At 75.1% G+C, this 19937-nt stretch carries 19 protein-coding genes; 13 read left to right on the forward strand and 6 right to left on the reverse strand.

All coding sequences use genetic code 11. From position 1 onward, the window contains the following. Nucleotides 1-451 precede the first annotated feature (451 nt). Nucleotides 452-688 carry a hypothetical protein gene (locus ACWDRR_RS17010; protein ID WP_360624839.1) on the forward strand — a complete coding sequence of 79 codons (237 nt, stop codon included), beginning with the start codon at nucleotides 452-454 and terminating at the stop codon, nucleotides 686-688. 54 nt (nucleotides 689-742) lie between these two features. Here the strand turns inward: ACWDRR_RS17010 and ACWDRR_RS17015 are convergent, their stop codons facing one another. Next, complete coding sequence (locus ACWDRR_RS17015) at nucleotides 743-1381, reverse strand: HAD family hydrolase (protein WP_449772970.1); 639 nt, start codon at nucleotides 1379-1381, stop codon at nucleotides 743-745. Between the two features lie 141 nt (nucleotides 1382-1522). Between ACWDRR_RS17015 and ACWDRR_RS17020 the strand changes: the two genes are divergently transcribed. The 8 genes from ACWDRR_RS17020 to ACWDRR_RS17055 all read left to right on the forward strand — a co-directional run bounded on the left by ACWDRR_RS17020 (nucleotide 1523) and on the right by ACWDRR_RS17055 (nucleotide 10605). Then, nucleotides 1523-2581, forward strand: coding sequence for a FecCD family ABC transporter permease (locus ACWDRR_RS17020; protein WP_449772971.1), 1059 nt, complete (start codon nucleotides 1523-1525; stop codon nucleotides 2579-2581). Continuing rightward, nucleotides 2578-3630 carry a FecCD family ABC transporter permease gene (locus ACWDRR_RS17025; RefSeq protein ID WP_449772972.1) on the forward strand — a complete coding sequence of 351 codons (1053 nt, stop codon included), beginning with the start codon at nucleotides 2578-2580 and terminating at the stop codon, nucleotides 3628-3630. The genes ACWDRR_RS17020 and ACWDRR_RS17025 overlap by 4 nt, the downstream gene beginning before the upstream one ends. Beyond that, nucleotides 3630-4451: an ABC transporter ATP-binding protein gene (locus ACWDRR_RS17030; RefSeq protein ID WP_449772973.1), complete on the forward strand. Its 822-nt coding sequence runs from the start codon at nucleotides 3630-3632 to the stop codon at nucleotides 4449-4451. Before ACWDRR_RS17025 ends, ACWDRR_RS17030 begins: the two co-directional genes overlap by 1 nt. Nucleotides 4452-4532: 81 nt before the next feature. Continuing rightward, complete coding sequence (locus ACWDRR_RS17035; protein ID WP_449772974.1) at nucleotides 4533-5507, forward strand: ABC transporter substrate-binding protein; 975 nt, start codon at nucleotides 4533-4535, stop codon at nucleotides 5505-5507. A gap of 171 nt (nucleotides 5508-5678) precedes the next feature. Beyond that, nucleotides 5679-6005, forward strand: a complete 327-nt coding sequence (locus tag ACWDRR_RS17040; RefSeq protein ID WP_449772975.1) for a hypothetical protein — start codon at nucleotides 5679-5681, stop codon at nucleotides 6003-6005. Then, a complete protein-coding gene (locus tag ACWDRR_RS17045; RefSeq protein ID WP_449772976.1) occupies nucleotides 6006-7349 on the forward strand; it encodes a putative T7SS-secreted protein in 1344 nt (447 codons plus the stop codon). It begins immediately after the preceding gene. A 23-nt stretch (nucleotides 7350-7372) separates the two neighbouring features. Beyond that, entirely contained in the window at nucleotides 7373-7864 is a 492-nt protein-coding gene (locus tag ACWDRR_RS17050) for a SitI3 family protein (RefSeq protein WP_449772977.1), read from the forward strand. Nucleotides 7865-8217: 353 nt separating this feature from the next. Then, nucleotides 8218-10605 carry a PKD domain-containing protein gene (locus ACWDRR_RS17055; RefSeq protein WP_449772978.1) on the forward strand — a complete coding sequence of 796 codons (2388 nt, stop codon included), beginning with the start codon at nucleotides 8218-8220 and terminating at the stop codon, nucleotides 10603-10605. 87 nt (nucleotides 10606-10692) lie between these two features. Here ACWDRR_RS17055 and ACWDRR_RS17060 read toward each other — a convergent pair whose 3' ends face one another. Continuing rightward, complete coding sequence (locus ACWDRR_RS17060; protein WP_449772979.1) at nucleotides 10693-11691, reverse strand: zinc-dependent alcohol dehydrogenase family protein; 999 nt, start codon at nucleotides 11689-11691, stop codon at nucleotides 10693-10695. A gap of 149 nt (nucleotides 11692-11840) precedes the next feature. On the opposite strand from ACWDRR_RS17060, the gene ACWDRR_RS17065 reads away from it, so the two are divergent. Next, nucleotides 11841-12224 carry an ArsR/SmtB family transcription factor gene (locus ACWDRR_RS17065; protein WP_449772980.1) on the forward strand — a complete coding sequence of 128 codons (384 nt, stop codon included), beginning with the start codon at nucleotides 11841-11843 and terminating at the stop codon, nucleotides 12222-12224. Here ACWDRR_RS17065 and ACWDRR_RS17070 read toward each other — a convergent pair. Next, nucleotides 12200-13078, reverse strand: a complete 879-nt coding sequence (locus ACWDRR_RS17070) for an AraC family transcriptional regulator (protein WP_449772981.1) — start codon at nucleotides 13076-13078, stop codon at nucleotides 12200-12202. The two genes, ACWDRR_RS17065 and ACWDRR_RS17070, sit on opposite strands and share 25 nt — an antisense overlap. Before the next feature lie 65 nt (nucleotides 13079-13143). Between ACWDRR_RS17070 and ACWDRR_RS17075 the strand changes: the two genes are divergently transcribed. Further along, entirely contained in the window at nucleotides 13144-13815 is a 672-nt protein-coding gene (locus tag ACWDRR_RS17075; protein WP_449772982.1) for a TIGR03086 family metal-binding protein, read from the forward strand. Nucleotides 13816-13852: 37 nt separating this feature from the next. Here ACWDRR_RS17075 and ACWDRR_RS17080 read toward each other — a convergent pair whose 3' ends face one another. Continuing rightward, nucleotides 13853-14452, reverse strand: a complete 600-nt coding sequence (locus ACWDRR_RS17080) for a TetR/AcrR family transcriptional regulator (RefSeq protein ID WP_449772983.1) — start codon at nucleotides 14450-14452, stop codon at nucleotides 13853-13855. A gap of 115 nt (nucleotides 14453-14567) precedes the next feature. Next, nucleotides 14568-15332 carry an SDR family NAD(P)-dependent oxidoreductase gene (locus ACWDRR_RS17085; protein WP_449772984.1) on the reverse strand — a complete coding sequence of 255 codons (765 nt, stop codon included), beginning with the start codon at nucleotides 15330-15332 and terminating at the stop codon, nucleotides 14568-14570. Between the two features lie 153 nt (nucleotides 15333-15485). On the opposite strand from ACWDRR_RS17085, the gene ACWDRR_RS17090 reads away from it, so the two are divergent. Then, complete coding sequence (locus tag ACWDRR_RS17090; protein WP_449772985.1) at nucleotides 15486-16121, forward strand: NAD(P)-dependent oxidoreductase; 636 nt, start codon at nucleotides 15486-15488, stop codon at nucleotides 16119-16121. 24 nt (nucleotides 16122-16145) lie between these two features. On the opposite strand, the gene ACWDRR_RS17095 is transcribed toward ACWDRR_RS17090, so the two are convergent. Beyond that, the gene (locus ACWDRR_RS17095) at nucleotides 16146-16838 is read right to left on the reverse strand and encodes a hypothetical protein (protein ID WP_449772986.1); all 693 of its coding nucleotides are present in this window, start codon (nucleotides 16836-16838) and stop codon (nucleotides 16146-16148) included. Between the two features lie 520 nt (nucleotides 16839-17358). Between ACWDRR_RS17095 and ACWDRR_RS17100 the strand changes: the two genes are divergently transcribed. Then, nucleotides 17359-19914 carry a helicase-associated domain-containing protein gene (locus ACWDRR_RS17100; RefSeq protein WP_449772987.1) on the forward strand — a complete coding sequence of 852 codons (2556 nt, stop codon included), beginning with the start codon at nucleotides 17359-17361 and terminating at the stop codon, nucleotides 19912-19914. Nucleotides 19915-19937 lie beyond the last annotated feature (23 nt).

Below are 19937 nucleotides of genomic sequence, written 5' to 3' on the forward strand. Positions count from 1 at the left end.
TCGAACAGTCCTCGATGTGGGTGTGAGGGATCCCGGCCCTGGCCGGGGATCACTGGGTGGAAGGGCGGGCCGACCTCGGCTCCGCGCCCGTGGGGGCGCTCATGGTCAGCACGCTGTGGGGAGCAGACTAACGGTCCGTCACTGCCTCATCCGCGGTCCGCGGAAGATCCGTACCGGGCTCTGGTGACCACCGGCGACCCGGTATCGGCATGGCCGGGGCGCGACTTCGCGCTTTCCACTGGCTCACACCCCCGGTCTGAGGAGACGGGGCGCACCTGTCGCACCCCTCGGCACAGCCTGCATACCCCCGCCCAGCAGGGATCAAAACTCCCAGCTTCCGGGAAACTGCGCAACGTGACCGGACGAGTCGTCCGCGAAGCGCTCCGCCGCCGCCGCGACCGGCGGCCTCTGCCAGACTGGGACGGCCGACCGACCGCAGAGGAGCACCCCAGTGAGCAGCCAGAGCGCCGACCGCGGCGACGCCTACGTCAAGGCCGGAGCGATCGTCTTCGGGCTCGGCGCGCTCGCCACCCTGGTCACCTTCGTCCCGCTGTTCCTGCACCTGACGCCGCTGCCGACGGCCGCGTACTGGCTGAGCATGCTGATGCCGCTGGGCTTCCTGCTCGCCCTGACCGGCCTGCTGCTCTCCGCGCGCGCCCAGCGCCGCCGGGTGCACGCCGGCGCCTGACCGCCGGAGCGCCGGCGCCCCCGGGCGCGCGCCCGGGTCCGCGCCGGTGCGCGGTCAGCCGACCGGGCGCGCGGCCAGGTGCCCGGCCAGCCAGGCCGGGAAGCCGGTGAGGTCGGCCAGCACCACGTCCGCGCCCGCCGCCCGGAGCTCCTCGGCGCCGTACGGCCCGGTGGCCACGGCCACCGCGACGGCGTCCGCGTGCCGGGCGCCCACGATGTCGCCCAGGTGGTCCCCGACGTAGACCGTCGCGCCGTGCTCGCGCAGCGCGACGCCCTTGGTCTCCGCCCAGAGGTCCCCCACCAGCGCGTCCGCGTGCAGCCCGGCGTGCTCCAGGTGCAGCCGGGCGTTCGGCTCGTACTTGCCGGTGATCACCGCGACCCGGCCGCCGTGCGCGCGCACCGCGTCGATCGCGGCGTGCGCGCCGGGCAGGGCGACGGTGGGGGCGAAGGCGTGGTCCCGGTACAGCTCGCGGTAGCGGTCGGCGACCGCCGGCACCCGCTCGGCCGGGAACCAGTTGCGCAGCTCGTCCAGGAGCGGCGGGCCGAGCCGGGTGACCACGAGGTCCGCGTCGATGTACGCGCCGGTCTCCGCCGCGAGCGCCAGGTAGGTGGCCCGGATGCCGGGCCGGGTGTCCAGCAGGGTCATGTCGAGGTCGAAGCCGACGGTGAGCGGGACATCCGAAGTCGCAGGCATACCGTCAGGCTATCCAACCCCACCGCCGCGGTGCCGGGCTCCGGCCCCGCCGGTCCGGCTTCCCGCCGGATGTCCCGGAGCGATTTGCTCCGACTTCTCCGTGGAACTTAGGTTTGCCTGAGCTATCTGCGAGAGAGAGCCATGACCGACACCACCGCGCCGACGGCCGCACTCCGGTCCGCGCCCGCGCCCGGCAAGCGGTTGCTGCTGCGCCGCCGAATACTGTGGCTCGCCGCCGCACTGACCCTGCTGGCCGCCGCCGTCCTGCTGAGCCTCGCCGTCGGCAGCCGCACCATCCCGTTCGGCGAGACCCTGCACGCCCTGCTGTACGGCGGGGACAGCACCGACGCGGTGGTGATCCGCGAGCTGCGGGTGCCGCGGACGGTGGTCGGCCTCGCGGTCGGCGCGGCGCTCGGTCTGGCCGGCGCCGTGATGCAGGGCATCACCCGCAACCCGATCGCCGACCCGGGCATCCTCGGCGTCAGCCAGGGCGCGGCGGCCGGCGTGGTGCTGGCGATCTCCGCGTTCGGCGTCTCCACGCTCACCGGGTACGTCTGGTTCGGCTTCGCCGGGGCCGTGATCGCCACCGTGCTGGTGTACGGGCTGGCCGGCCGCGGCCGGGGCGGGGCGACCCCGATCAAGCTGGCGCTGGCCGGCTCGGCGATGTCCGCGTTCATCGCCTCGCTCAACACCATGGTGCTCACCACCGACGCGGCCGCGATGGACCAGTTCCGGTTCTGGCACGTCGGCTCGCTCTCCGGGCGCACCGCCGACGTGGCCTGGCAGCTGCTGCCGTTCCTGCTGGTCGGCACGGTGCTGGTGTTCGCGGTGGCGCGCGGTCTGGACGCGCTGGCGCTCGGGGACGACACCGCCAAGGGGCTCGGCGCCAGGACCGCCCGGGTGCGGGCGGTCGGCGCGCTCGGCGCGACCGTGCTGACCGGGTCGGCGGTCGCCGCGGCCGGCCCGATCGCGTTCGTCGGCCTCGCCGTCCCGCACGCCGCCCGCGCGGTGGCCGGGGCGGACCACCGCTGGGTGCTCACCTTCTCCGCCGTGCTCGGCCCGGCGCTGCTGCTGCTCGCCGACGCGCTCGGCCGGGTGCTCTTCCCGCCCTCCGAGGTGCCCGCCGGGGTGATGACCGCGCTGGTCGGGGTGCCGGTGCTGGTCGCCCTGGTCCGCCGGCGCAAGGTGGTGGCCGCGTGAGCGCGTCCGCCGTCCACCTGCGGGGCTACACCGTGCTGCGCGCCGGGCGCGCCTCCTTCCTGCTGCACCTGCGCTCGGCCGTCGCGGTGCTCGGGCTGCTGCTGGCGCTGGCCGTCACCGTGGTCGCCTCGCTCTGCCTGGGCGAGTCCACCGTCTCCCCCGCCGAGGTGGTGAAGGTGGTGCTGGGGCAGCCCAGCCCGCACGAGCTGGTGGTCGGCGAGTTCCGGCTGCCCCGGGTGGTGGTCGGGCTGCTGGTCGGCACCGCCCTCGGCCTGGCCGGTGCGCTGGTCCAGACCGTCGCCCGCAATCCGCTGGCCAGCCCCGACGTGGTCGGCGTCTCCTGGGGCGCCACCGCCACCGTGGTCGGCCTGATGGCGTACGGCGTGGTCGGCTCGGCCGGCCAGGTGCCGTACGCGGCGGTGGCCGGCGGGCTGGTGGCCGGTCTGCTGGTGTACGCGCTGGCCTGGCGGCGCGGGCTGCACGCCCAGCGGTTCGTGCTGATCGGCATCGGCATCAGCGTCGCGCTCTCCTCGCTCACCTCGGTCTTCCTCACCAAGGGCGACGGCTTCCAGGCGCAGGCGGCGAAGGTCTGGATGACCGGCAGCCTCAACGGCTCCGGCTACGACCAGGCCGGCTGGCTCGCCCTGGTCCTGCTGGCCGCCGTGCCCCTGGCGCTCTGGGCGGCGCGGGCGCAGCGCTCGATCTCCTTCGACGACGCCACCGCCGTCGGCCTGGGCCTGCGGCTGGACCGGATCCGGCTCGGCATGGGACTGCTCGGCATCGTGCTGGCCTCCTGCGCGGCGGGCGCGGCCGGGCCGGTGGACTTCGTCGCGCTGATGGCCCCGCAGATCGCCGTGCGGCTGGCCCGCTCGGCGCAGATCCCGCTGTTCTGCTCGGCGCTGACCGGCGCGCTGGTGGTCGTCCTGGCCGACCTGCTGGCCCGCCGGCTGCTCTCGCCCACCGAGCTGCCGGTCGGCGTGGTGACCGGCCTGGTCGGCGCGCCGTACCTGATGTGGCTGCTGCTCCGATCCCGCCGTGGAGGTTCCTGATGTCCGCCCGCCCGATGCCGGCCCACCGACTGGAGGCCCGGGGCCTGACCCTCGCCTACGAGGCGCGCACGGTCGTGGAGGGGCTGGACCTCACCGTCCCGGACGGCCGGGTGACGGTGATCGTCGGGCCGAACGCCTGCGGCAAGTCGACGCTGCTGCGCGCGCTCGGCCGGCTGCTGAAGCCGGCGCGCGGCGCGGTGCTGCTGGACGGCGCCGAGCTGGCGCGCCTGCCCACCAAGCGGATCGCCCAGCGGATCGGGCTGCTCCCGCAGTCCCCGACCGCGCCCGAGGGCATCTCGGTGGCCGACCTGGTGTCGCGCGGGCGCCAGCCGCACCAGAGCTGGTGGCAGCAGTGGTCGGCCGAGGACGAGCGGGCGGTGGCCGAGGCGCTGGAGCGCACCTCCACCGCGGAGCTGGCCGAGCGCAGCGTGGACGAGCTGTCCGGCGGCCAGCGCCAGCGGGCCTGGATCGCGATGGCGCTCGCCCAGGGCACCGACATCCTGCTGCTGGACGAGCCGACGACGTTCCTGGACATCGCGCACCAGGTGGAGGTGCTGGACCTGGTGCGGCGGCTCAACGTCGAGCGCGGGCGGACGGTGGTCGCCGTGCTGCACGACCTCAACCAGGCCGCCCGGTACGCCGACCACCTGGTGGCGATGCGCGCCGGGCGGATCGTCGCGCAGGGCCCGCCCGCCGAGGTGGTGACGGCGGAGCTGGTGCGCGAGGTGTTCGGCCTGGACTCGGTGGTCGTCCCGGACCCGGTGACCGGCACCCCGCTGGTCGTCCCGGGCGCGCCGTGGGCGGTGAAGGCGGACGCCTAGCGGGCATTTCGGACATAATCGACGCGCCTGCGGCCGTCGCGGGCACGCCCGCCCCCCGTCCACCCCGCCCGAGGACCGCCGATGCCCCCGATCACCCGCCGCACCCTGCTCGCGGGGCTCGGCGCCGCCGCCCTCGCCGGGTGCAGCACCCGGCACACCGACCTGCCCGCCGAAACCGCCGCCGCGACCGTCACACCGAGCCCGACCCCGGTGCCCGACGTCACCGTCACCGCCGCGACGGGCCCGGTCACCGTGCCGGGCGCACCGATGCGCGTCGTCACCCTGGACACCGCCGAACTGGACTCGGCGCTGACCCTCGGCATCACCCCCGTCGGCGCGGCCCTGGCGCCCCTGGACGCCGGGTTCCCCGACTACTGGCCCACCTCCCGGCTCGCCGGGATCACCCGGGTCGGCGACATCGGTGCCCCGGACCTCGCCGCGATCCGCGCCCTGCGGCCCGATCTGATCCTCTCCAACCAGACCCGCGACGGCGCCCGCTACGACCAGCTGCGCGAGATCGCCCCCACCGTGCTGACCCAGACCACCGGCTACCCCTGGAAGGCCGACGTCCAGGTGCACGCGCAGGCGCTGAACCGTCAGGACGCGGCGGCGGCCTTCGTCGCCTCCTACCAGCGGCACGTCTCCCAGGTGGTCCAGGCGCTCTCCAACGCCAAGGCCTCCGGGCGCCGGGTCAGCCTGGTCAGGTTCGTCGAGGGCGGCGGCATCCGGCTGTACGCCAGGCAGAACTTCCTCGGCACGGTGCTGGCCGACGTCCAGCTCGGCCGGCCGGACGCGCAGAACGTCGACCAGTTCGACGTCGAGGTCCCGGCCGACCAGATCGCCAGGGCCGACGGCGACCTGCTGCTGTACGCCACCTACGGCGACCCGGAGCGGGCCGGCACCCGGGCCGTGCTGGCGTCCCCCGCCTGGCAGGGGCTCGGCGCCGTCCGCGCCCACCGGGCCTTCGAGGTGGACGACCAGCTCTGGTTCCAGGGGATCGGGTACACGGGCGCCAACTTCGTCCTCGCCGAGCTCCAGCGCTTCCTGGGGGCCTGAGGCGGGCCGCCCCGGGAGGCCGGGGCCGGGTGGTCGGGGCCGGGTGGTCGCCGCTCTTCACCGAATCGGACAATGATCAGCACACCGGGCCGGAACCGGACCATCCGGGCCCGCGTCACTGATCCCGGGCGTCCGTACGGCGCCCGATCGAAGCACACGGGGGAGGGACTCATGGCGGACGGATTCAAGGTCGATCTGGGTGCCTTGGACGACGCGGCCTCGGGGATCACGAACACCCTGGCGAAGCTGCAGTTCAAGAAGGTCAGCGACCTCGACCCGAAGAAGGAGGACTTCGGGCACGGCCACCTGGCCGACGTCGTCGAGAAGTTCTGCACCCGCTGGGAGCTGGGCGTCGAGAACCTGGCCAAGGACGCCCAGTCCGTCACGGCGCGGCTGAACGCCAGCGTGAAGGCCTACCGCGAGGTCGACGGACACGTCGTCGGCCACTTGAACGGAACCCTCAGCCGCGACAGCGGCGAGGACCCGGGGGCGAAGTAGATGGCGAAGGAACTGGGCGGCACGTCCGACCCGAAGGAGCTCGTACCGGGCGATCCGGAATCGATCTCCTCCACCTGTGCCTGGCTCAAGAGCTACGGGGACACCCTGCACTCGACCGGCGAGGGCCTGAAGAAGATCGACACCGTCGAGGGCTGGTCGGGCAAGGCCGGCGACGCCTTCCGGGACGCCTTCGAGGGCGAGCCGGGCAAGTGGCTGGAGGCCGGTGACTGCTTCCACAACGCCGCCACCGCGCTCACCGCCTACCAGTCGACCCTGACCTGGGCGCAGGGGCAGGCGGCCGAGGCGATCCGGCAGTGGGACGCCGGCCAGAGCGCCAGCAGCAAGGCCAGGAGCGACCACCAGGACGCGGAGAAGAACGCCGGTCACGAGCTGCCGTTCACCGACCCCGGCGAGGGCACCCGCAACGGCGCGAAGGCGACGCTGAACAACGCCCGCAGCCAGCTCAAGTCCGCCGGTGACGCGGCGGCGAAGACCGTCGCCACCGCGCGCGACAAGGCGCCCGAGGAGCCGGGCTTCTGGGACGACGTGGGCGACTTCTTCTCCGACGCGGGGGACTTCCTGCTGGACGTCGGCCAGGTCGCCGTGGAGGACCTCGCCTCGGTCGGCAACGCCATGCTGCACAACCCGGGCGCCGCCCTGGAGGTCGCGGGCGGGCTCGCCCTCGCCACCCTCGGCGCGGGCGGCGAGGTCCTCGGCGTCGGCCTGGACCTCACCGGCGTCGGCGCGGTCGTGGGCGTGCCGGTCGGTGTGCTCTCGGCCGGTGTCATCGCCACCGGCCTCGGCGTGGCCGGCATGGGCGCGAGCGAGATCGGCAAGGACGCCATGGGGTCCAGCCGGGTCCACATGGAGGGCGAGGGCGGCGGCGGTGGCAGCGCGTCGAGCGAGCTGCACACCCAGCCGTCGAAGGGGGTGGACCCGGCCGCGACACCGGAGGGGCACACCACCACCATCCCGAAGAACGCCGACGCGACGACCGTCCGCGCGTTCCAGCGGGAGAACGAGTCGGCCGAGATCATGGCGCGCAACGGCTACAAGGTCGAGCAGAACCCGAACGTCACCGGGACGACCAAGAACCCCGACTACCGCATCGAGGGCGAGGTGTTCGACTGCTACGCGCCGACCGCCTCCAACCCGCGCTCCATCTCCACCGGCATCCAGAAGAAGGTGGACTCGGGGCAGGCCGACCGCATCGTGCTGAACCTCTCCGACAGCGGTGTCGACGCGGCCGCCATGCGCAAGCAGCTGCAGGACTGGCCGATCGAGGGTCTCAAGGAGATCAAGGTCATCGACTCGTCCGGCAACGTCGTCCACTTCTACCCGTAGACACAGCGAGAGAGACACCCAGCATGGCTATTGCCTACAGCCTCGACCTGGTGACGCCGCTCACCGCGTCCGAGGTCGCAGAGAAGCTCGACGACATCGCGCGCCCGCAGGGCCTGTTCGGCGCCGAGCCGGCGGCCGGCACGCTGGTCGGCGACGGCGCGGTCACCGTCCACGGCACCTGGGTCCGGGTGGTGGCGACGAAGGCGATCCCGTGGGGGGACCCGCTGATCGGCGGCCGCCCGTTCGGGGCGACCGTCTCGGTGGCGTTCCGCCTCGACAAGGACGCCGACATCTCCGGCCAGCAGGACGACACCGTCCGGCTGACGCTCGGCCTGCTCGGGCAGGTGACCGGTGATGCCGTGCTGCACCTCGACTACGAGGACGTCTGGCTGGTCCGCCAGGGCGGCGCGCTGAGCCTGAGCGAGCGCTCGGACATCTGGCCGGCACGCCGGCTGGCCGCCGTCCCGCAGCCGTACCGGCGGCAGACGCAGGACTTCTTCTTCCCGGAGGACTGAGCGCCTGTCGTGCGCGGTGAGGCCCCTGCCCCGGATCGGGCGGGGGCCTGCGCGTTGTCAGGGCATCGCACGCCCCCAGGAGGTGGCCCTCCTTCATCGGCTCCGCGGACAGGTCGGAGCACACCTCCGACGGTACGGCGGTCACGTCGGGCCCGGTCGAACCGCTCCACAGGCGCCGAATCCGCCCGAGCCGACAGCCCTTCACAAGTCCTACTCATTCGTACACCCCCACATCACGCAGGGGCCCGCCGGCTGTGGATACTGATCCACGCGCGCCAAACGGATGATCATCACATCTGTCCGGCACGGGGTGCCCGGCGCGCCTACACATCAGCTGTTGGGGGAACCAAGTCGTGTCCAGCGGACGCCGCGTCGGCCTAGCCGCCGCGCTCGTGAGCTCCACCGTCATCGGCTCCGTACTGCCGGCCGTCGCCGCGCACGCCGAGGCGACCCATCTCTACGTCAACAACCGCAGCGAGGCCTGCTCGGACACCGGCCCGGGTTCGCAGAGCCAGCCGTTCTGCAGCATCCAGACCGCGGCCGACACCGCCCGGCCCGGCCAGACCGTCCACATCGGCGGCGGCGACTACCTGGAGCAGGTCACGCTCACGAAGTCGGGTACTCCCGGGAACCCGATCACCTTCGAGGGCCTCGGCGAGCCCGCCCTGACCCCGCCGGCCAAGGTGCACGGCGACGGCGGACAACGGCCCCACGCCTTCGTGCTCACCGGCGTCCAGGAAATCGCCCTCAAGCACCTCTCCCTGGAGACCCCCGAGGAGGCCGTCCTCGTCACGGACTCCGCGCGGGTCACCGTCGACGGCACCACCATCGAGTACTCGGGCAGGTGGCGGGAGAACGACCCCCGGCCCGCCGTCCGCGTCTCCGGGAAGACCAGCGACGTCACGCTCAGCCGCAACCGGATCGGGGCCAGCGGCGGAGCCGGTGTCAGCGTCGAAGCGGGTGTGACCGGGACGGTCGTCACCACGAACGCCCTCCTGGCCAACGAGGGCGGTGCGATCGCGGTCACCGACGCCCCCGGCACCGTGATCAACAGCAACTCGATCGGCGACGGCTGCGCCGCCGGGATCGCACTGAACGGCAACTCCGCCGGCGCGACCGTGGTGAACAACGTCGTGGTCCTGAACATCGCCGGACACTGCCGGACCCCCGGCAGCGGCCTGCTGGTCGCGGCCGGATCCACCGAGGGCACCCGGGCCGACTACAACGTGGTCCACTCGCCCGCCTTCATCGGCGCCCCCTACACCTGGAACGGCTCGGCGTACTGGAGCCCGACCGACTTCGCGAACGCGGTCGGCCAGGGCAAGCACGACCTCGCCACCGATCCGAAGTTCCAGCTCTACGGCGTGGGCATCGGCCAGGTCGCCCCCACCGCCGACACCGCGGTGATGGACTCGGCCGACACCACCGCGCCCGGCCGCCTGGACACCGACATCTTCGGCAACCCGCGCGTCGACGACCCGCTGGTGCCCAACACCGGTACCGGCGGCGGCATCCAGGACCGCGGCGCCGTCGAGCGCCAGAACCCCTTCTACGTGTCGCTCGACGACAGCAACGGCCTGCCCGGGCGCCCGCTGGACGTCCTCTTCAGCGGCGGCGCGAACTCGCCCTGGTACCCGGTCACGACGACCCTGGACTTCGGGGACGGCTCTCCCGTCCTGTCCGCGCCGACCCTGCCGCTGGCCCACGCCTACGCCCCGGGCAAGTACACCGTCACGCTGACCGCGAAGGACACCAACGGTCTCGTCAAGCAGGCCGTCACCGAGGTCGACGTGCAGCCGGCCGGCCCGCTGACGGCCAACGTGTCGATCTACCGCACCCCGCAGGCCCAGCGCATCGCGGTCTACCTCGACCAGGTCCGGAGCCCGTGGCCGGTGTCCTCCTACACGCTCGACTTCGGCGACGGCCAGAGCGCCACCGGCGCCGGCCTGCCCGGCTCCCAGCCCGTCGAGCACGTCTACACCAAGCCCGGCCAGTACAAGGTGCGACTGACCGTCACCGACGACCACGCGCGGACCGCGACCGCCGACGGCAAGGTCGGCATCGACTTCAGCGTGCCCGGCGAGGTGCCGATCGCCGGCCGCTGGTCGGCCGGGAAGCCCGCCACCAACGGCATGTTCACCGACGGCCTCTGGGCCCTGCGCCCCACCGGCCAGGGCGGCTGGGCCGACGTGGCCACGCTGCAGTGGGGACAGGCCGGCGACCTCCCGGCCGTCGCCGACTGGGACGGCGTCGGGTACGACCAGCTCGGTCTCTACCGCTCCGGCACCTTCGTCCTGCGCCACGCGGACGGCAGCACCACCACCGTCCCGTTCGGCGAGCAGGGCGACATCCCGGTGCCCGGCTACTGGGACGGCAACGGCCACGCCCAGCTCGCGATCTACCGGCCGGGCTCCGGGACGTTCGCCGTCCGGCACGACGACGGCAGCGTCACCACGGCGGTGTTCGGCAACGCCGGTGACACCCCGGTGGCCGGCGACTGGGACGGCGTCGGCCACTTCCAGCTGGGCATCTTCCGTTCGAGCGCCGCGACCTTCGCGCTCCGCCACGACGACGGCTCCGTCTCCACGGCGGTGTTCGGCAACCCGGGCGACCGGCCGATGGTCGGCGACTGGTTCAACAAGGGCCGGATGAGCTACGGCATCTACCGGCCCGGCGCCTCGACGTACGCCCTCAGCGGCGCGTACGCGGGCACCTGGGGCTACGCCGGCTCGCTGTACTGACCGGCCGGCGGCCACGACGACAGCCCCCTCGCTCCTTCGAGCGAGGGGGCTGTCGTGCCGCTCCCCCGCGACGGCCGCCGCGGGCGGTCAGTGGTCGACGGTGACCACGATCTTGCCGACCTGCGTGCCGGCCTCCATGTAGCGGTGGGCCTCGGCGATCTCGTCCAGGCCGAAGACGCGGTCCACCACCGGCGTGAAGGCACCGCTGCGCAGACCGGAGGCGATGAAGGCCTCCGCGCGGCGCAGCCGCTCCGGGTCGCGCGTCGTCTCGTGCAGCGTGTAGCTGCGCATGTTCAGTGCGGGCATGCCGATTTCGAACGCCGGGTACGGGGTCGGCTCGCCGCTCAGCCACCCGTACAGCAGCAGCGTGCCGCCGGGGGCGACCGCCTTGGCGAGGTCCGCCACGCCGGGGCCGGCCACGGCGTCGAAGACGAACTCGGCGCCCCGGCCCGAGGTCAGGGCCAGCACGCGCTCGGAGACGACCTCCTCGTCCGTGACGATCACCTCGGCCGCGCCCGCCTTGAGCAGGGCGTCCCGCTTGGTTCGGCCGCGGGTGGTGGCGATGGGCACCGCCCCCACCCGGTGGGCGAGTTGGATCGCGGCCAGGCCCACGCTGCTGGAGGCGGCGGTCAGCACGACCGTGTCCCCCGCCCGCATGCCGCCGACCTCGACCAGTGCGCCGTAGGCCGTCACGTAGGGCATCCAGACGGCCGCGCCGTCGACGGCGCCGACCCCGTCGGGGCGGTGCAGCACGGCGGCGGCGGGCACGATCGCGCGCTCGGCGTACACGGGGTGGTCGTTCATCGAGAAGGCGGGCACCACGCTGACCGGCTGCCCGGGCTCGAACCCGGTCACGCCGGCCCCGACGGCCTCGACCACGCCCGCCGCCTCGGCGCCGAGCCCGGCGGGGAACTGCCGGGGGGTCTCGATGTAGGTGCCGCTGCGGAACAGCACCTCGGCCCGGTTGATCCCGATCGCGTCCACCCGGATCAGCAGCTCGCCGGGGCCGGGGCCGCCGACCTCCACGTCCTCCAGCCGCAGCACCTCCGGCCCGCCGTGCTCGTGGAACCGTACCGTCCTGGCCATCGCGCATCGCCCCCTTCCGATCGGTGACGGCGGTGCGGAGTGCGCGCCGCCGCAGCTCACTGAATCCGAAAGTACGTCAGCTGTCAAACTTCGATGATCGTCGTACTTTGATGGCTGCCGTACCATGGCCGCGAGAGGCAGGGGCATCGATGGTGACAACGCAGCGCAACGGGCAGCGGGACCGCGTCCCGCCGCACCCGGACGTCCGGGGGATCAGCCTTCAGCAAGTCCTGGAGGCCGTGGTCGATCCGGTCCGCCGCCGGATCGTCGCCGAGCTGGACGCCGCCGCCGAGGACCTCGCCTGCGGGACGATCGACCTGCCGGTCAGCAAGTCCACCGCCACCCACCACTTCCACGTGCTGCGCGAGGCCGGGCTCATCCGCCAGTACTACGTGGGCACTTCGCGGATGAACGCGCTGCGCCGCGAGGAGTTCGAGGAGGCCTTCCCCGGCCTGCTCGGCGCCCTGCGGGTCGAGCGCGAACGGGGCCGAGCCCGCCCACCGGCCGCTCAGCCCGGCCCGCCCCCGGCGTAGCGGGCCGGCGACATGCCCACGGCCGCGGTGAAGTCCCGGGTGAGGTGCGCCTGGTCCGCGTAGCCGAGGTCGGCGGCGAGCGCCGCCCAGTCCACGTCCACGCCCTGGTCGGCGCGCCGGGCCGCCTCGTGCAGGCGGGCGCGGCGCAGGACCCACTTGGGGGTGGCGCCCACGTACTCGGCGAAGAGCCGCTGGAGCCGGCGGACGGAGACCCCGAACTCCGCGGCGAGCTCGTCCACCCGGTGCAGATCGGACCCGGCGGCGACGCGCTCCACCATCGCGGCGGCCAGCTCGGCCGAAGGGTCCGCCGCCGCCGACTCCGGCAGCCGCCCGAGCAGGAACGCCTCCACCGCCCCGATCCGCTCCGAACCGCCTTGGAGCACCGACTCGTTGAGGCGGTCGACCGCCGGCCCGAAGAGCTCGGCGGCCGGCACCACCCGGTCGGCGAGCCCGGCCGCCGGGCGATCGGTCAACAGCCGGAGCCCGCCCGGCCGGAACTTGACCCCCAGCACGTGCCCGACCCCCTCCAGCCGTCGGACGAACAGCGACCGGTCGACCCCGTAGACGCGGGCCCGCGGCGCCTCGAAGACCAGGTGGACGTTGGGGTGGGCGAGCACCTTCTGCTCGTGGCACGGCAGGCCGCGACGGTCCCAGCGCACCAGCCAGTGGAACTCGACGAGGTGCGCCAGCCCGGGGGCGGGCTCGTAGCGGGCCAGGTCGACCACGCCCGCCGCCCGCCCGGGGTGGAGCACCCCGGGCCCGAGGCCGGGCGATCCGGCGCCGGACGATCCGGGGCCCGGGGAGCCGGGGCCGGGCGATCCGGGGCGGGCGGAGCCGGGGTCGGGGGGAGCCATACCCGCCAGGCTAGCCGTCGCGTTTCTTCAAGACCCCGCACCACCCGCAGGCCCAGGATCGGCACATGAACGGTCACCCACTCCACCCCCTGCTCGCCCGCGCCGCGACGGAAGCAGCGCGCCTCGCCCGCGGTGTCCGGCCCGGACAGCTGGACGGCCCCACCCCCTGCGCGGACTTCGACACCCGGGTGCTGGTCAACCACTGGGTGCTCTACACCTCCCACGGCCTGGAGCGCCGGGCCCGCCGGGAGCCGCTGCCGCAGGAGCTGACCGAGCGCGACTTCACCGCCGACGCCGCCTGGGCCGACGCCTACGCGGCGCAGCTGGACCGGGCCGTGGCGGCCTGGGCCGATCCGGCCGTCTGGGAGGGGGACGTGGACCTGGGCGGGACGGCGATGCCCGCGGCGGCCGTCGCCCGGATGCTGATCAAGGAGCTGGTGGTGCACGGCTGGGACGTCGCCCGGGCCACCGGCCAGCGGGCCGAGGTCGCGGACGACCTGGCCGGGACCGTCCTCGGGGTGGTCGAGGAGTACGCCGAGATCTACCGCCAGTACGGCGGGTTCACCGACCCGGTACCGGTGCCGGCCGGCGCTCCCCTGTTCGACCGCGCCCTCGCCGCCTCCGGCCGCGACCCGCTGTGGACTCCCGCCCAGACCCCGACCCCGACGCAGACCCCGACCCCGGCCGCGGCTCCCGCCCCGGCTCCGGTGCCGACCGACGCGGCGTCGGCCGGCTGAGCGCCCCCGGAGGAGCTGGCCCCGCCGGCCGCCCCCTTCAGGCCGCCGGTCCGCCCAGGGCAGCGCGCACCAGTCGGGTCACGGCCGGGACGGCCGCCCGCAGATCGCCGTCGGGGCCGACCGTCTCCTCCGCCAGCGCGTCGTAGGTCTCGAAGCCGGTGAGCACGAACAGCACCGCCGCCGCGTCCTGCGGGACACCGTCGAGCCGGCCGGTGAGCACCCCCGCGCCCTCCCGGCGCCGGGCGTCGCGCGCGCGGACGACCCGGCCGACCTCCTCGTCCAGGGCGGCCAGCGCGCGCAGCCGGCGGGTGCAGACGCGGTCCACCGCCCAGAACCCGCCCATGACCTCGACGAAGCGGTCCACCGCCGGCCAGGGGTCGGGCAGGGTGAAGGCCTCGACGATCCGGGCCATCCCGCCCTGCTCGGCGAGCGCGTCGCAGACCGCCTCCAGCAGGCCCGTCCGCGAGCCGAACTGGTAGTAGACGGTGGCCCGGGCGACATCGGCGCGGCGGGCCACCGCGTCCAGCGACAGCGCGCCCGTCTCGACCAGTCGGGCCCGCGCGGCCTCGACGATCCGCGCGCGCGTCCCGTCCACGTCCGCCTGCCGCTGTCCCATCCGGTAGGGCCGGGGGCTCATCGTGCTCGCCTCCACTCGCTCGCCCCGCCGCCGGTGACGCCGCCGTCGGGCTCCTCGTGAACAGGCAGTATCCCCGACGGGCCCGACCGGGCGGGCGGGCGAGGGCCGCACGGGGTCAGACGATGACCCGCCCGCCGCTGACGTCCAGCGTCTGCCCGGTGATCCACGAGGACGCCGCGGAGGCCAGGAAGAGCGTGGCCGCCGCGATGTCCGCCGGTTCGCCGAGCCGGCCCAGCGGGTGGGCGGCGGCCACCACCGCCTGCACCTCGGGCGGCATGGCCGTGGCCGTCCGCTCCGTCCGGACGGCACCCGGCGCGAGGGCGTTGACCCGGACGCCCGCACCCGCCACCTCCAGGGCGAGGTGGCGGGCGTACATCAGCACCCCCGCCTTGGCGGCGGCGTACGCGGCGGAGGAGCCGCTGGGCAGCCGGCCGGCGGTGGACGCCATGGCGATCACCGAACCGCTGCCGCGCTCCAACAGGCCCGGCAGGAAGGCCCGTACGGTGAGGAAGGTGGCCGTGAGGTCGGTGTCCAGGACGGCCCGCCAGTGCTCCTCGGTCTCCTCGACGGTCGGCACGGGCCGGCCGTTCCCCCCGGCGAACGCCGCCAGCACGTCGACCGGGCCGAGCCCGTCCTCGATCCGGGCCGCCGCCCGCGCGAGCGCGGCGGCGTCGGTGCAGTCGGCGGTGAGGCCGAGCGCGGCGGCCCCGGCCGCGCGCAGCTCCCCGGAGACGGCGGCCAGGGCGGCCTCGTCCCGCCCGAGGACGGCGACCGCCGCACCCTGCCGGGCGAACGCCCGGGCGGTCTCCGCACCGATGCCGCGACTGCCCCCGGTGATCACGACGACCTTGCCGGCCAGGTCGGGATAGCGAACTCCCATGTGTCATCGCTCCTTTGGTCGGTCTGTGGTTCACTTGATTTCAGTCATACAGTCTGTCTGAATGAATGACAAGACCGAACCGCACCGGGACTCCGGGCCGAGAACCCCTGCCGGGAACCGCAGCCCGACGCCCCGACCCCCTGGGAGGACTCCATGAAGCTCGCCGTGGTGGGCGCCGCCGGACGCACCGGCCGCCTGGTTGTCGACCTCGCCCTCGCCGCCGGACACACCGTCACGGCGGTGGCCCGCACCCCGGACCGGCTACCGCCCTTCGCGCACGGCACCCCGCGCACCGCACAGGCCGACGTCCGCCGGCCCGGCTCCCTGCTCGCACCACTGGCCGGCCAGGACGCCGTGGTCTCGGCCCTCGGCACGACCGGCCGGGCGGCCACCACCGTCTTCTCGGACGGCGCACGGGAGCTGGTGTCCGCCGCCCGGGCCGGCGGGGTGGGACACCTCGTGGTGATGTCCTCAGCCGGACTGGAGACCGGTCATCTCCCCTTCGCCCAAAGGGTGGTGACGCGTCTGGTGGTCGACCGGCTGTACCGGGAGATCCATCACGACCTGGCCCGGATGGAGGCGGTCCTGAGCAACTCCGACACCGCCTGGACGGTCGTCCGCGCTCCGATGCTCAAGGACGGCCCGCCGGCGGCCGTCCCGCGCGTCTCCTTCGACCTCCCGCTGCCCGGCGCCGGCACCGCCACCCGGGCCACGGTCGCCGCCTGGATCGTCCGGCACCTGGGCGTCGCGGCGACCTTCCGCCACCGGATCGCCATCGCCGACGGCTGACTCCCCCGCCGGCCGACGAGGGGCTCAACCCTTCGGCTGGGCACGCTTCTTCAGCGCCACGGCCAGCAGGAACACCGCCGACAGCACGGCCGCGAGGCGGATCACGCCCGGCGCGGCCGACCAGGCGATCTCGCCGGCCGGCTGCCCGGGCTGCAGGCCCCCGCCCCAACGGCCCTGGGCGCGGCCCCAGTACCAGAGGCTGGTACCGCTGATCGTCGCCAGGGGGATGCCGAGGATGGCGAACTTGCGGGTGAGGTCGCTCAGTTGCCGTGACATGTAGCCGAGGGCCCAGCCCACCAGCATCACCACGATCTGGCCGCTGACGGCGCCGCCGACCAGCGTCACCGAGGCGAGCAGCAGCAGCGGGGACGGGCGGCGCCCGGCCGGCGCGGACAGCTTCGGGGGCTTGCCGGCGGTCTCGGGCCGCGGTGGCGTCTTCGCCCGGCCCCGGCCCCGGCCGCCGCCCCTCGCCTTGCCGGCGGACTTCTCCCGGCCCTTGACCGGGGCGGGTTCGGCGGGCGGCTCGGCCTCGGCCGCCGCCTCGTCCGCCGCCCCGTCCTCGGCCCGCTGCTCCGGGATCGGCTTGATCGCCGCCCCCGGGCCGTCCGAGAAGTTGAGCATCACCAGGTCCCAACCGCCCGTGTCGGAGGACGCGTACAGCTGCGGCGGCGGCAGGGCGTCCGGGTCCGCCGGGGCGTCCCGGACCGACTCCGTCACCCACGGCGAGCCCGGGTCGCCCGGCCCGGGCGCCGGCCTCGACCGCGGGGGCGCGGGCGGGGCAGGAGGAGCGGACGGCGGGGAGGAGGGGCGCGGGGGCACCACCGGCGCGCCGACGGCGTACACGCTGTCCCCGTCCGCCGGGCCACCGGCGTCACCACCGCCCGCGCCACCGCCGGAACCGGCAGAACCACCAGCACGGCCAGCACGGCCGGAACCACCGGCACCGCCGCCCGACGGCTCGCTCCACGGCCCGCGCTTGCGCCACCACTCGCCGTCCGCCATCACCACCACCCCGCCTCGCCCGAGCCCGTCCCCGAAGACCTCGCAGGACCCGCGGGGCTCCGCGGCTCCCCGCGGATTCCCGCTGATCGTGACGCTACCCACCCGGCCCCCGCCCACGCGAGCCCGTCCCGCCCACCGGCCCGGGCGCCCGCGCGCCCAGCGCCCCTCCCACCGGCGCGAACCACCCTCCGACGACGGATCCCCACCGACACCCGACGCGACTAACCTAGGTCGAATGACCACACAGCAGGGCCCCCAACGCACCGGCAAAGCGCCCGCCGGCCCCCGCACCCTCGCCGAGGAGCTCCGCACCCGCGCGGACGACGACCTCGCCGCCCTGCTCCGGTCCCGCCCCGACCTGCTCAACCCCGTCCCCGGCGACCTCACCCAGCTCGCCGCCCGGCTCTCCTCCCGCGCCTCCGCGCTGCGCGCCCTGGAGCGGCTGGACCGCTTCACCCTGCAGGTCGCCGAGGCCCTGGCCGCCGCCCCCGACGGCGCGACCCCGGCCACCGTCCGCACCCTGCTGACCGGCCCCGCCAAGGTCAAGCCGCACCCGGGCGCCACCCCGCTGAGCGCCTCCGACCGGGCCGCCGTCGCCGCCGCACTGCCCCGCGCCCTCACCACCCTGCGCGACCGCGCGCTGCTCTGGGGCCCCGACAACGGACTGCGGCTGGTCATCGCGGCCCGCGAGGCGCTCGCGCCCACCGCCGCCAACCCCGGCCGCACCGGCCTCGGCCCGACGCTCGCCGACGCGACCACCGGGATGTCCCCGGCCCGGATCCAGCAGTTGCTGGTCTCCGCCGGGCAGCCCGCCACCCCCGACCCGGTCACCGCCGTCGCCGCGCTCACCGAGCTGCTCACCGACCGCGCCCGGTGCGACGCCCTGCTCGCCACCGCCCCCGAGCCGGCCCTGCGCCTGCTGGACCGCCTGGTCTGGGGCCCGCCCACCGGCACCGTCCCGGACGCCACCCGCCCGGTCACCGCCGAGGACGCGCAGAGCCCGGTCGAGTGGCTGCTGGCCCGGGGCCTGCTGCTGCCCAGCAGCCCCGGCAGCGTGGTGCTGCCCCGCGAACTCGCCCTGCACCTGCGCGGCGGCCGCACCCACCGCCTGGTCGAGCCCGTCCAGCCCGAGCCGGCCCCGGCCGGCGCCCCGCGCGATCCACAGGCTGTGGACGGCGCCGCCGCCGGGCAGGCGTACACCGCCGTCCGCACGGTCGAGGAGCTGCTCGACCTCTGGGGCCTCAACCCGCCGCCCACCCTGCGCGCCGGCGGCCTCGGCGTCCGCGACCTCAAGCGCACCGCGCAGGCCCTGGAGAGCACCGAGCAGAAGACCGCGTTCTGGCTCGAACTCGCTTACACCGCAGGTCTGCTGGCCCCCGACGGCGAGGCCGACGAACGCTGGTCCCCGACCCCGGCGTTCGACGGCTGGCTCCAGCAGAGCACCGCCGACCGCTGGGCCCTGCTGGCGGCCGGCTGGCTCGGCGCCACCCGCGTCCCCGCCCTCACCGGCACCCCGGACGGCAAGGGCAAGCAGCGCGCCGCCCTCGGGCCCGAACTCGACCGCACGCTGGCGCCGTCCGTGCGCCGCGCCGCCCTCGCCCTGCTCGCCGAGCTGCCGCCCGGCACCCCGGCCACCGCCGACGAGCTGCTGCCCACCCTGCGGTGGCAGCGCCCGCTGCGCGGCGGCCCGGTCACCCCGCCGCCCGCCGGCACCGGTAACGGCACCGGCACCGGGCCAAACGCGGCCGCCGGGCCGGGGCGCGACCTGCGGGACGACCTCACGGCCTGGACCCTCGCCGAGGCCGAACTGCTCGGCATCACCGGCCGAGGTGCGCTGGCCGCCCCCGCCCGCGCGCTGCTCACCGCCGAGGCCGACCCCGCCGAGGTGCTCGCCCCGCTGCTGCCGCAGCCGCTGGACCACGTCATCCTCCAGCCGGACCTCACCGCGATCGCCCCCGGCCCGCTGCTCACCCCGCTCGCCCAGGCGCTCGCGCTCTGCGCCGACATCGAGTCCAAGGGCGGCGCCACCGTCTACCGGTTCACCCCCGAGTCCGTCCGCCGCGCCCTCGACGCCGGCCGCAGCGCCGCCGACCTCCAGGCCTTCCTGGAGCAGCACTCGCGCACGCCCGTCCCGCAGCCGCTCAGCTACCTGATCGACGACGTGGCCCGGCGGCACGGCATCCTGCGGGTCGGCGCCGCCTCCTCGTACCTGCGCTGCGACGACCCGGCCCTGCTGGGCGAGGTACTGGCCGACCGGCGCTCCGCCGACCTGCGGCTGCGCCTGCTCGCCCCGACCGTGCTGGCCTCCCAGGCCCCGCCGGACGTGCTGCTCGCCACCCTGCGCACCATGGGCTACGCGCCCGCGGCCGAATCCGCCGAGGGCGACGTCCTGATCACCCGCCCGGACAGCCACCGCACCCCGCCGCGCTCGGCCCCCACCCCGGTACCGGACGGCCCGCCGACGCCCGACGACACCCTGCTCGCGGCCGCCATCAAGGCCATCCGAGCCGGCGACCGCGCCGCCACCGCCGTCCGCCGCGAGCCCGCCCCCGACCCGCGCCGGCTCCCCCGCACCGCGGCGGCCGAGACGCTCGCCTCGCTGCAGACCGCCGTCCTGCTCGGTGAGCGCATGTGGATCGGCTACCTGAACGCCGAGGGGATCGCCAGCCAGCGCATCATCGACCCGGTCAAGGTCGAGGGCGGCTACGTCACCGCCTTCGACCACCATGCGGACGAACTCCGGACGTTCGCCCTGCACCGGATCACCGGCGTGGCGGAGCTGGAGGAGTAGCGCCCGCCCCCGGCGGTGCGGAC

Source organism: Kitasatospora sp. NPDC003701 (genome assembly GCF_053587085.1).